We start from the raw sequence: 12,578 nt of genomic DNA on the forward strand, positions 1-12,578 counted from the left end.
TTTTCCTTCATTTGGTGAAATAAAATAAGCTGTTCTGTATATAGTCCACCTGTCATAGACAGGCCATGCACACAATCATCACCCCCATCATCACTGGTTTCTGCCTTGGTGCCTCCGCCATTATCGCTGTTGGAGCGCAGAATCTTTTTATTCTACGTCAAGGCCTGAAGAAGGAGCATGTGCTGCCCATCCTCCTTCTCTGTGCCAGTGTGGATGCCATCTTCATTACCGCCTCGGTGCACGGAGTTGGAAAAATTGTCAGGGCTATGCCGTTTGTTACGGATATTCTGACCTACGCCGGGGCAGCCTTTCTCATCTGGCAAGGGATTTCCGCCCTACGCCACATGGCAACAAACAGTCAGATCTCTCTGGAAGCCCAACCCCCGCAAAGCCTAAAGAAAGTCATGGCGATGACTTGCGGCTTCACCCTACTAAATCCCCATCTCTATTTAGATACAGTCCTGCTTATGGGGTCAGTCAGCCTATCCCAGCCTGAAGAAAGCCGGTCATGGTTCGGGTTTGGTGCCGTACTAGCTAGCTTCGTCTGGTTCCCTCTACTGGGTTATGGAGCACGATTACTACGCCCCTTTTTCAGCAATCCGCTCTCATGGCGTATTCTGGACGGACTAACAGCAGCCATCATGCTCACTCTGGCAGGCACACTGCTCCACCACGCCGCACTATCTGGCTAAAAGTTGGATCACCCAACCAGCCGAATACAGAAAAGGCCGCCCATATGGCGGCCTTTCCTTTTGTAATGATCTGGCTCTGGCCTTGGATTAGAAGGCGACCTTAACGGAGCCGGTTGCCCCGCTATCCATGGAGTGCTCACCATACTGCCCGGTGTAGGACAGATCGAGGTCCACAGAGTCGGTAACCTTAGCAGACAGACCAGCCTTAACCACGGCAGCATCACGAGACAGCAACACGCCGCTAACCCGCATATCGCTACCATCATTGAGGAAGCGTTCTGTTCTGCTGGAGCCGAGGCTACCATAGGCCCGGCGGTAAGCCCCCATGGCATGGGCACGCAGCCACATGTCACCAATCTGGAAGCTACGTGCCACACGGAAACCAAAGCTCGTGAAGCCTACGCTCCGGTCTTTGGACTGACCATAAAGAGCAGCCACACCACGCTCACTGAAGCGCCCAGCATACTGGTTGACGTAGGACCCTTCGAGGAAGGGTTCAAACTGAAGCTTACCAAAGTCAAACTTGTAGCTCAGCTCCGTAAAGGCACGGGCTGTGCCGCTACGATAGTTACTGGTCTGACGGCCGCCGAAGTCAGCCACCTGCACATGCCGGCGCATGTTCATCAGGTTCCAGGTATAGAACGCACCCAGACGCAGATTGAACCGCCCCCAATGGGACCCTGCATAGCTACCCAGACTGATATTGTTGCTATTACCAGAAGAGTTGCTGGAACCATTAGTATTGAACATGGAATGCCCATAGGCAATCATGCCACCCACACGCCAGCGGTCATCAATCGGCGTATCCACACCCATGACAAACCCAGCTGTCTGATGATGCAACGAACTTACGTTGCCACCACCATTGCTCCCCAGGCTCCCATAAGCCTGACCCCACATGATGGTGTGGTTGCTATCGCACCGTGCTCCCCGACGCCGGGTGTGGAGATCATAATGTCCCCGCGCTGACAGGATACCGTCGCCATCGCTGTTACCATCACAGCTTGCATCACCCAGACGATCCAGCACAGCCTGCTCAAGCAGGTAACTGTCCTGAATCATAGCCGTGCGAGCAGAAGCATGAATGTCACCAGACAGATTGTTCAGTGCATGACGTGCCTCACCTGCGGATGTAAGGCCTGTCATAGCCTGAATCACAGGGCTGCTATCACCCATACGGTCCAGCGCCTTACCGACTGTACGCTCGTTCCCGCTCTGGGCAACACCGCTGAATGCCGCAGCATTACGTGTGTAAATCACATCCACAGCCTGGTTTTCGAACACCAGATAAGGCGAAACGAAAAGACCTGTCGGCATGTTGCCTGTCACAGTCAGAGCATTGTCATGGTTAGCACTGACTGTCCCTGTGGCCGTAAGGATACGATAACCATCCCCAGCATAGACACGCCCGTTATCACTCTTCACGATATTAAGAGTTGCGCTGTTCAACTGGGCATCGCCATTCACATGGACCAAACCGCTGTTAAGCTGACGGTAGGAACCTGTCAGAGAACGACCTGTCGTATCGAGCGACCCGTTACCACGGTTATAACCCTGGGCATCGTTAAGCGTAATGTAAGAATTGGACGCAGTCGGTGTGGAGTTAACCCCTACAGAAAGAACAGACTGATGGCCTGCGCTACCATTCATCGTAAGGGCCGTACCCTTATACCCGGCCGCACCGATGTTCAGCGTACCATTGCTCTGGTTCCAGTTAGACTCAACCGTACCACCGCCATCAACTGTCGTAACAGCAGCCGCACCATTGTCTGTCGTGTTACCAGTCAGAATGGCACCATCCTCAACCTTGATTCCGGACGAGGAAGTATTGTTGCTGTCGGAAGCCTGACCATAACCAGAAGCCAGAGCCAATGTCGTATTCTTACCAGAAACAACCGTCTGACCCTGATAGCTGTTATCATGGTTGGCAACATACAGCGTACCGCCACCCGTTGCGGTCATACCGCCGGTGCCTGTCAGCTTACCTGTAAGATAGGTATTCTGGTTGTTTGTATCGAAAGTGCCATGACGGACAGGCTCACCAGAGGGTGTGCCATCAGACAGGGCGACATTGGAATCCACATGCAGGTCGCTGCCCTGGCGGTTACGGATAATACCGTTGCCATACAGCACAAGACCGCCATTCCCCTTAGGAGAATTCTGGTTCGTCTGGCTAGCATCGCTGCTGATACCACTGCTACCGTTCGTATCACCAACCACAAGAGTACCGGTCCCCGCACCCTTGGTGGACTGATCCGCACCACCAACGTTCAGCTGACCATCACTCTTGATCTTAATATTGCCAGCACTGTTGATGACACCACCAGCCGTGACGCCAGCAGAATAGAGCGGGGCTGTCCCCTTACCCGTACCGACAGTCATACCACCCTGACCAACGTTCAGCTGACCACCAGCCTGAGTTCCCCCAGCCCCAGCAGCCCCAACATTGACAGAGCTATTAGACGCCAGACCACCAGCGTTCTGCTGCCCACCGACAGTTACGCCGTAAGCATTTACCACACCGCCCTTCTGGACATTCAGCTGGCCAGTGCCCTGATTACCAACAATCAGGTTACCCGTCTGGCTGCTGCCCGTCAGATTCATTGTGGACTGCGTATTGGCACCAGCAGTCTGATCGTTACCAACAGTTACAGTACCGACAGACCCGGCCTTATTCCCAATAGTGACATCACCAGCGCTGGTAAACGTGCCACCATTCTGAACATTAAGCGACCCCTGGCCATCATTACCAACAACCGTCTGTACGCTTAGACCCGCATCATTCTTGACCGTCAGAGACGAACCTGAGCCATCAACTGTCACACTACCCTGAGAGCCAGCATTAGCACCAACGAGCACATTACCGCCCACAACGCCTTTACCACCCTGCTTGATAGCAAGGCTACCCTCACCGCTTGCCCCAACGAGCACACCACCAGCACCAACAGTCATGGCACTGCCATCACCGGTAACGGACACATCGCCCTTACCATCGGCCTGGTTCCCGACAGCAACAGTCATCACACCGACCTGACCGCCATTCTGAACGATCAGATGGTTTGCCTGTTTTGTGCTGCTGGCCCCATAATGTGAGTCACCGTTACCGACGATCAGCTGACCATAAGGCTGGATGGGCTTTTTATTAGAATCGGTCTGGTTAAACAGCAGCAGAACACCATTCTTATCGACCGTCAGTGTTGCAGAATCATTGGCGGCAAGACCAACAATCATTGCACCACCGTTCACACGGTTGGAAACGATACCGCCCAGCTTGTTCCCATTACCTGTCAGGGTCAGGGAACCATTGCCACGGATAATTGTACGCCCGTTATAAGAATTCTGCCCTGTGAACGTCACATTATTGGGCTGTGTCTGCTGTGTCGTATTGATAGAATCGCCCGTGTTGATATCAACACCGCCGGCTTGATCAATAGAAGTCGTGTTCCCCGAAGTGACAAAGATAGACCCTGAAAAAACCTGATTCGTCCCATCACCCGTAATACGGTGAACGGAATTATCCGTAATGACGTTACCCAGGCTCGACAAATTGGATACGTTCGTAACGTTAGCATAAGGAGGGCCCTGATCGTCACCCACCACCGGCAAAGCCGCTGGGGCCTCATCCGCAGCATTAGCGGGCGTAAAAACAGGCCCGAACGGCGTCACGTCCACACAGAACAAAGCAGCCGTAAACAAAAGTTTATTCCGCATGATTTTCTCCAACGCCGAACACACCACTCCCCCTTCCACTTTTGCAGGCACCATCACCTAGAGAGCACTCGTCTCTAAGGGGGATCACTCAATTACTTAACGAGATATAACAACATATTAAAAAATTCAAATAATTTTATACTTAATTAAGCACCTTTCCGGGGAAACAGCGTGTCGATTCGCCATAACTGACGACACCACCCCAACACATTTCTGGATGAAAATGAGGACTTGCCAGAGCACACAAAAGACATGCTCTAGTAAATCTATCTCGTTCCAAAATATATCAAATGGTAAATGAAATAGGGGCCTGCCTTGGACGCTCCAACCCTGAACGTTCAGCCTGCTGTAGAAGATCAGCTAAAGTAATTCCCGAGAGACGCTCTTTAATACCGTCGTTAAGCTCTGCCCATAAAGGGGCAATTACCAAAGACTGAAGTGGATTATTTCCTTTTCCTTGAAAAGCAGCCACCTGATCCCGAATGCCAACAGCGCAAACAATTTCATGCAGGCTCACCACCCGCGGGGACCGCCCCAACCGGTATCCCCCTTTCGGGCCACGTACGCTATCCAGCAGGCCCGCTCGGGACAACGCCTGCAGTACTGGCTCAATCCCTCGCCGAAGCAGGCCGCTACGCTTTGCTATGTCTGCCCCGCTTACAACACCGGACCGCCCAGCATAAAAAGCCACATCGAGCATAATGGACAGTGCCGTTAGGATACGGTCATTTTTCAGATACATCACTCACTCTTCAGCCATCAAAGCCTATCAGGCTCTTTTAACTTATCTCACAACATAAGAAAGAAAATTATGCGAACGATTCGCGGTACCTTGATGTTTCTATGACCAACCCACCAAAGCAGCATGACGGATACCGGATAGACCTGCTAGTCTTCTAGCAATGTCCATCCATGGCAAGGAGTACCACCGATGACAGAATCACGCTCATCAGATTTTCCTTTCCCTCTTTCCGAAGCGGCCTTCGCACCTCCCCGCGGGTATGTCTATCCTTCCTTTCTGGAAGTCGTAGGCGGTACGCCTCTGGTCGCTGTTCCCCACCTGACAGAGAAAGAAAAGCTGAAAGCTCACCTGCTGCTCAAGCTCGAATTCTTCAATCCTATGGCCTCCGTTAAGGACCGGATCGGCGTTGCCATGCTGCGGGAAGCACAGGACAAGGGGCTCATTACACCGGGCGAATCTATCCTTGTGGAACCAACATCCGGCAATACCGGCATTGGCCTCGCTTTTGCGGCGGTATCACTAGGGTACAAGATGATCGTTACCATGCCGGAAAGTGCCTCTATGGAACGGCGGAAAATGCTGGCCCTGCTGGGCGTAACGCTAGAGCTGACCCCCGCCCGGCAAGGCATGAAAGGGGCCATAAGCCGGGCTCAGGAAATTCTCAAAGAAACCAAGAATGCATGGATGCCCAGCCAGTTTACGAATCCGGCCAATCCAAAAGTCCATGCTGAAACGACCGCTGAAGAAATCTGGACAGATACCGCCGGTGCTGTGGATGCCGTGGTAGCCGGACTCGGCACAGGTGGGACAGCCTCTGGCATTGCCCATGCCCTCAAGCCACGCAAGGAAGGGCTGAAGGTCTTCGGACTGGAGCCCTCTGAAAGTGCGGTCCTCAATGGTGATGATCCCGGCCCGCATGGCATTCAGGGGCTTGGACCGGGCTTCAAACCGGATACTCTGGACATTCGGGCTTTGGATAAGGTGATTCCTGTCACCGAACATGATGCTCTGACAACGGCCCGCCTCTGCGCCCGCACGGAAGGTCTGCCGATTGGTATTTCCGCCGGTGCTGCACTGTTTGCCGCTATGGAGCTTGCCAAAAAGGACGAATGGGCCGGTAAGACCATCGTTGCCATCGTCCCTGACTTTGCTGAACGTTACCTTTCCACGCCCCTTTTTGCTGGTCTTTAAGGACCACACATAAGAAAGCCTCCGTTCCCCAAAAAGGAACGGAGGCTTTTTCTTTTCTAAAGGGGGCTACCCAGCCCCCTCCTCAAATATTCCACCTTATTCAGAGGTGTAACCACCATCAATCACCAGTTCGGTTGCCGTAACGAACTTGGACTCGTCAGAAGCCAGATACAGAACGCCATAGGCCACATCTTCCGGTGTACCCAGATGACCAACCGGATGGATGTCCACCAGATGCTGATAAGCAGCCTTATCAGTGTGGGTCAGCTCATCAACCAGCGGTGTCTGGATATAACCGGGGCAGACGCTGTTGATGCGAATCTTGTAACCATTACGGGCACAATGCAGGGCGGCAGACTTGGTGAGCATCTTCACGCCACCTTTGGAAGACCCGTAAGCAGCCAGATTCGGAATACCAACCAGCGCAGAGCTAGAACACATATTGACGATGGAGCCACCTTCACCGCCATTCAGCTCACGCATGCTCTCGACGGCATATTTCGTACCGAGGAACACGCCATCCAGATTGATGGACTGCACACGACGCCACTCTTCCAGAGAGGTGCTTTCAATGGTGCCATCAAAGGCGATGCCAGCGTTGTTGACGACGATGTCCAGACGGCCATCATGCTCCTTGATGGCAGCCATCGTCTTCTTCCACTCATCTTCTTTCGCCACATTCAGCGGCAGGAAGCAGGCCTTACCACCGGCCTTGCGGATCTCTTCTACGACCTCTTCACCACCCTTCGGGTTGAGGTCTGCCACGATGACCTTGGCGCCTTCCTTGGCCAGAACCTTAGCAATCCCCTTGCCAATTCCACTGCCAGCACCAGTCACGAGTGCGATCTTCCCAGAAATCCGTCCCATCTGTCATCTCCTCAGATAAAGGGTCTGTTTTCACGCTACTCTTTTCACACAAAATCACCTTGATTTATATCAAATTAACGGGGAGACCGATCTCACTCATTACTGTTTCCAGTCATGCCTTTCGCCCGGCTCCGCAGTCTACAGCACTTTTTATATTCACTTTTCATTCATGCATATCATCCATGCCCATAAAGCATTTCCTGCCTGACCACCCACTAACGAACACCCTTCTCTAGTCTGCCTTTGTAGGGCCAATTATTTTATACGAAATAGAATAGTTATTTTAAAATCCTTATAATCTCGCCCACAGCCTCCCGCCCGACATTCTAACTTTTCCAATAAAAACATATAAAAACAGCATGTTATGAAAAAATTGGCTCGGAGAGCATTTTTTCACTTTTCAAATGTAGAGAATACTCCATTATGACGATGAAATCTGTTGATTTAATAAACAACGATCAGACAAAGTTCTATGGAGTTCCCATCATGGCTTCCACCGCTACAGCTTTTGCGCCGGCCTTCTCACCCGTCGCTACACTGAAGGCCACACCTCTCAGCCCAGCCATCGGGGCCATTGTGGAAGGCGTGGACCTTTCCGTCCCCCTCACTCCAGCCCAGAAAGAGGACATCCATCAGCTGCTCCTCCGCCATCAGGTTCTCTTCTTCCGTAAGCAGAAGATCACACCGGCCCAGCAGCGAGATTTTGCACGTCATTTCGGCAAGTTACATCTCCACCCCATCTTCCCCACAGTACCAGATGTGCCGGAAGCCATCGTGTTGGATACCGCCAAAAATGACCTGCGGGACAATGCCCTCTGGCATACGGATGTCACCTTCCAGCAGGAACCACCAATGGGGGCCGTGCTGACCAGCCGGCTTCTGCCAGAAACAGGTGGTGGGGACACGCTCTGGGCGAGTGGCACAGCCGCCTATGATGCCCTCTCTGAAGGCATGAAACAGCGTATTGATACGTTGACAGCCCAGCACGATTTTCTCCGCTCCTTCCCTGTCTCCCGCTATGGCCGGACAGAGGAAGAGCTGAAAAAATGGGCCGAGACACGCAACAACTTCCCACCGGTGACGCACCCTGTTGTCCGCATCCACCCGGAGACGGGAGCGAAGGGGCTGTTTGTTAGTGAGGGTTTCACAACAGAAATCAACGATGTGGACCCAGAAGAAGGCGCCGCCCTGTTGGCTTATCTGATCCGCCATGCCACAAAACCAGAATTCTCCATCCGCTGGCGGTGGGAAGAAGGTGATGTCGCTTTCTGGGACAACCGCATTACACAACATTACGCTGTGAATGACTACCTCCCTGCCCGGCGCATCATGAACCGCATCACCATCATCGGGGACCGCCCCTATGGCCCCGGTCAGAAAGGCTAACAGACCCGATGAGCCAGCCCCCTGCTTCTTCGTCATCCTCTCCCGATAGTCCCACCGCAAGCCGTTTTAAAGGACTGCATGTAGCGATGATCTCCATTGGTGGGATCATCGGTGCTGGGCTATTTGTTGGGACATCCGCTACCATCGCTGCAGCCGGCCCTGCTGTCCTGCTCTCTTATTTGGCAGCGGGGATTGTCGTCTGGCTTGTCATGCGGCTGCTCGGCGGCTTAGCCATCAGCGCACGGGGGCAGGGCTCCTTCATCACCCATATCGCTACCCACAACGGCCCGAAAGCTGCCTTCATCACTGGCTGGAGCTACGCCTTCCTCTGGGCCGTAACAGCCGGGGCACAGGCTGTAGCGGGTGGGATGATTATTGGCAGGCTGGCGAATATTGCCCCACTTTGGGGGGCTCTTGTTCTTGTTGCCATAGCCTGGACCATAAACCGTCTTTCCCTTCGCCATTACGGTCAGGCTGAAACAGGTCTTTCCATCTTCAAGCTGCTCTTTCTAGGGGGATTCATTGCGCTTGGTCTGGGCTGGTTGGCTCTCTCCGGCCATCCCTTCGCCATAGCACTCAACAACATCACCTTGCATGGCGGAATCTTCCCTAAAGGCAGCTGGGCCGTCATCGGGGCTGTGCCCATGATCGTGCAAACCTTCACAGGTTGCGAAATTGCCATCATCGCCGCAACGGATAGTGACCGCCCTCTGCGGGCCATCGCCAATACCATGCGGCGGCTCCCTTTACAGGTACTCTTCTTCTATGCCGGGTCGGTGCTAGTCATCATTTCCCTGCTACCGTGGAACGGCGTGCATGTTGGGCAGTCTCCCTTCCTAAGCGTGCTGGAATATCTCAAAGTTCCATTGGCTCGCTATGCTGCCATCGCTGTGACGCTAGTTGCTGTCCTCTCCTGCCTCAACTCAGCTGTTTATGTCGTCTCCCGTACATTACGAGAGCTGGCCGACCTTCGCCTTGCCCCACAGAAACTGACAGAGGAAACCGCCCAGCAGGTTCCCATCTGGTCCCTACGGCTGACCACGCTGCTGGAGCTGGCTGTCATCGCTGCGGCCATTGGCTCACCGGAGACACTCTACCCCGTTCTTCTAGGGGCTTCTGGCGGGCTTATCCTGTTCATCTACTTCATGATCGCCATCGCCTACTGGCTTTGGGCACGACAGTCCCAAACAGCCACTGCCCTCCCACTCGCCAAGACGCTGACCGTTCTTATTCCCGTTCTGGGTGCCATTCTTCTCGTTCTACCATCAGCACGAGGGGATACCCTTCTTTCTCTCGCTGTTATTCTACTGCTGACACTGGCCAGTGTGGTCTTTGTCTCCCAACGATGTTTGAGCAGGGCCTGATACACTTTTTGAGCCGGGACAGGACGTTCGCCTAGCAGCACAGTCCCGGTGACCTGTGTTTCCCATCACCTGACCGGATTTATCATGAAAACGTATCGCCACCTGCTCTGGGTGGGCCTTACCGGCCTATCCGTGCCCTTCGTCGTGCCTGCTGCAGCTCAGACCATTGGTCTCCATGAACCTTCAGAAACGGATGATCATGCCCACTATGTGCCTACCCGTCATACAGGCACTAAAACAGGCCGAATACGATCATCAGTGCGTCACGCAAACGCAACCACAATCCGGCAGCCCCGTTCTCCGGCTCTGATAGCGGCTGGAAGAACAAGACGCCGCCCCCGCAAGGCCGTTCATGGTGGATATGAGGCGCTCTCTGTTCGCACCCATCATATCGTGCAGGGTACACAGCTTGTGTTGGGGCACAAACAACTGGAACAACAGGTGCCCGGTACCAACCCGCTCCGCACATTGGCTCAAATGCCGGGGGTGCAGTTCCAGTCCGATGATCCTCAGGGTGTTGATACCTACTCGACCCAGCTTTACATGCACGGCTTTGTTCAAAACGAGATCGGCATAACGCTGGATGGCCTGCCCCTCGGTGAGCCGACCTTCCGCAATTATAACGGACTAAACCCATTACAGGCCATTTCCTCAGAAAATGTGGAGCGGTTGGAAGTCACCCAAAGCGCAGGGGCAGAAAGTACAGCCAGTACCAATAATCTGGGCGGCAGCATCAATTACGTTTCCAGCAACCCTAAAAACAAAATGGGGGGACTGGTCGCACAGACCTTTGGCAGCAATGCGCTGTTCCATTCCTTCTTCCGTTTTGATTCCGGCCAACTCAACGAGAGTGGAACAAAGTTCTACGTCTCCTACATGCGCAATCAAGGCGACAAATGGAAAGGTGATGGTGACCAGTTCATGCAGCAGGTCAACGCAAAACTGGTCCAACCCATTGGAGAACGGAGCCAGGTCTCTGCCTTCTTCAACTGGGACGCCCTCCAAATGGTAAACTATCAAGATTACGCCCCCAGCTGGCTAGACCAAGCCGGGTCCCGGTTGGACAACTTCTACGGGCAGCCCGGCGCATGGGCACGCGCTTATCATGCCGCACAAGGTCGGTATCCCGCCTCCTATAATAGGCTGACAGACCCCAAGGATGTCTCCTATTATGACAGTACGGCGAGTTCATCCGACCTGTTCGGGGGCATCAAAGCTGACCTTGCCCTGACCGACCGCCTGACATGGAAAACCAGCCTCTATGGCCATAGTGAGACCGGACACGGCACCTATGCCAGCCCCTATACCTACCAAAATGGCGTTGATACGGTGCAGCTCAATGGGGCCCCCATTTTCGAACAGGTACGCCGCCCCGCTATTGAGCGGTTTGGTGGGCTGACCTCGTTTGATTACCGGCTAAAGCGGCATGATCTCTCAACGGGCTTTTGGTACGAGAATAACCAATATGATTCTTACGCCTACGCCTACCAGCAACCCAACAGCCCCGATGCTACACCTCTAAACCCCTTCGGCAGTTTTAAAGGTGTTCCCAGCCGAACACTCTGGGGCCAACGTTATAACACCAACAGCTTTACCGCTTTCGTACAGGACACCTATCACCCCATCAAATCCGTTGCGCTGCATTTTGGCTTCAAGTCCATTCTCAATACGACCCGTGTCGGCCATGCAACCAACTGGGAACCACGCTTTCCCACTCTAGCCAGCGGGGAAAGCCTGACAACAGCCAAGGCCTTCCTGCCCCACATCAGCGGGGACTGGCATTTCCTCCATCATCATGAACTATTCTTCGATATTTCAGAGAATGCCCATGCCTATAGCCAGTCTGGCTATAACTCCAGCAACTCCCCTTTTGCAGTCTCCCAGCTGGCCTATAACGCCACGAAGAACAGCCTAAAACCGGAAACAGCTTGGACCTTCGCCGCAGGCTATCGCTACACCGACAAGTTCATTCAAAGTAGCCTTTATCTCTACCGAACGAACTTCCATAACCGCCTCCAGCAGATTCTGGGCAGTGCGGGGGCTGGGTCCATCCTCACCAACAACACCTCTACCGTGCAAAATGTAGGAGGGGTAACCATGGATGGTGTGGATGGCGCTATCACCATCACGCCGCTACCCGGTCTCGCCCTGTTCAATAGCATCAGCTACGATAAAGCAACGTACGATCAGGACATACGCAGCGGCGGCACGCTCTATTCCACAAAAGGCCGGCAAGTAGTGGCCTATCCTAGTTTCATGTACAAGGCCCGCCTCTCCTATGAATGGCGGCATCTGCAAGCCTATGTCGATACCCAGTATTATGGGAAGCGCAGCTATGACTATGTTGGCGACTACAAACTACCAACCTATTGGCTAGCTAATTTTGGGCTCATCTACACGCTAGACATGACCCATCTTGGGATGCGCAACCCCACAGCCGTGCGAAATCTGGTCTTCGCCTTCAATATCTACAATCTAGCCAATACCAAATACGCCTCTACCGTAGGCCAGAATGGCTTTACAATGGATAATAGAGGCGGAGCAGCCTACAACAACCAATCCATTCTCCTTGGCGCACCTCGCCAGTTCTTCGGGTCCGTCAAGGCGGAGTTCTGAAAATAGAAA

Annotated in this window: 8 protein-coding genes; 5 read left to right on the top strand and 3 right to left on the bottom strand. The window is 53.4% G+C overall.

Features of this window, described 5'->3' with window-relative positions:
• Nucleotides 1-65 precede the first annotated feature (65 nt).
• A complete protein-coding gene (locus CPA57_RS05180) occupies nt 66-692 on the top strand; it encodes a LysE/ArgO family amino acid transporter (RefSeq protein WP_182081712.1) in 627 nt (208 codons plus the stop codon).
• 87 nt (nt 693-779) lie between these two features.
• Here the strand turns inward: CPA57_RS05180 and CPA57_RS05185 are convergent, their stop codons facing one another.
• Together CPA57_RS05185 and CPA57_RS05190 are read right to left on the bottom strand one after the other, a co-directional pair.
• Nucleotides 780-4,403 (bottom strand): autotransporter outer membrane beta-barrel domain-containing protein, encoded by a 3,624-nt coding sequence (locus CPA57_RS05185; RefSeq protein WP_182081713.1) that lies wholly within the window; start codon nt 4,401-4,403, stop codon nt 780-782.
• Nucleotides 4,404-4,689: 286 nt separating this feature from the next.
• On the bottom strand, nt 4,690-5,145 hold the full coding sequence (locus CPA57_RS05190; protein ID WP_077397112.1) for an RrF2 family transcriptional regulator: 456 nt from the start codon (nt 5,143-5,145) through the stop codon (nt 4,690-4,692).
• 189 nt (nt 5,146-5,334) lie between these two features.
• Between CPA57_RS05190 and cysK the strand changes: the two genes are divergently transcribed.
• Nucleotides 5,335-6,336, top strand: a complete 1,002-nt coding sequence (cysK, locus tag CPA57_RS05195) for a cysteine synthase A (protein ID WP_182081714.1) — start codon at nt 5,335-5,337, stop codon at nt 6,334-6,336.
• Between the two features lie 96 nt (nt 6,337-6,432).
• On the opposite strand, the gene CPA57_RS05200 is transcribed toward cysK, so the two are convergent.
• Entirely contained in the window at nt 6,433-7,203 is a 771-nt protein-coding gene (locus tag CPA57_RS05200) for an SDR family NAD(P)-dependent oxidoreductase (protein ID WP_077397114.1), read from the bottom strand.
• Between the two features lie 486 nt (nt 7,204-7,689).
• On the opposite strand from CPA57_RS05200, the gene tauD reads away from it, so the two are divergent.
• From tauD to CPA57_RS05215, 3 genes are all read left to right on the top strand, one after another.
• Nucleotides 7,690-8,589, top strand: coding sequence for a taurine dioxygenase (tauD, locus tag CPA57_RS05205; protein WP_182081715.1), 900 nt, complete (start codon nt 7,690-7,692; stop codon nt 8,587-8,589).
• Between the two features lie 8 nt (nt 8,590-8,597).
• Nucleotides 8,598-9,953: an amino acid permease gene (locus CPA57_RS05210; protein ID WP_182081716.1), complete on the top strand. Its 1,356-nt coding sequence runs from the start codon at nt 8,598-8,600 to the stop codon at nt 9,951-9,953.
• Between the two features lie 84 nt (nt 9,954-10,037).
• Complete coding sequence (locus tag CPA57_RS05215; protein ID WP_182081717.1) at nt 10,038-12,569, top strand: TonB-dependent receptor; 2,532 nt, start codon at nt 10,038-10,040, stop codon at nt 12,567-12,569.
• Nucleotides 12,570-12,578 lie beyond the last annotated feature (9 nt).

The sequence above is a fragment of the Bombella favorum genome, assembly GCF_014048475.1.
Taxonomy (GTDB): Bacteria; Pseudomonadota; Alphaproteobacteria; order Acetobacterales; family Acetobacteraceae; genus Bombella; species Bombella favorum.

Bases quoted from the DNA above. Each gene is read 5' to 3' on its own strand.
- CPA57_RS05180 (WP_182081712.1), top strand. From the start codon at position 66: ATGCACACAATCATCACCCCCATCATCACTGGTTTCTGCCTTGGTGCC.
- CPA57_RS05185 (WP_182081713.1), bottom strand. From the start codon at position 4,403: ATGCGGAATAAACTTTTGTTTACGGCTGCTTTGTTCTGTGTGGACGTG.
- CPA57_RS05190 (WP_077397112.1), bottom strand. From the start codon at position 5,145: ATGTATCTGAAAAATGACCGTATCCTAACGGCACTGTCCATTATGCTC.
- cysK (WP_182081714.1), top strand. From the start codon at position 5,335: ATGACAGAATCACGCTCATCAGATTTTCCTTTCCCTCTTTCCGAAGCG.
- CPA57_RS05200 (WP_077397114.1), bottom strand. From the start codon at position 7,203: ATGGGACGGATTTCTGGGAAGATCGCACTCGTGACTGGTGCTGGCAGT.
- tauD (WP_182081715.1), top strand. From the start codon at position 7,690: ATGGCTTCCACCGCTACAGCTTTTGCGCCGGCCTTCTCACCCGTCGCT.
- CPA57_RS05210 (WP_182081716.1), top strand. From the start codon at position 8,598: ATGAGCCAGCCCCCTGCTTCTTCGTCATCCTCTCCCGATAGTCCCACC.
- CPA57_RS05215 (WP_182081717.1), top strand. From the start codon at position 10,038: ATGAAAACGTATCGCCACCTGCTCTGGGTGGGCCTTACCGGCCTATCC.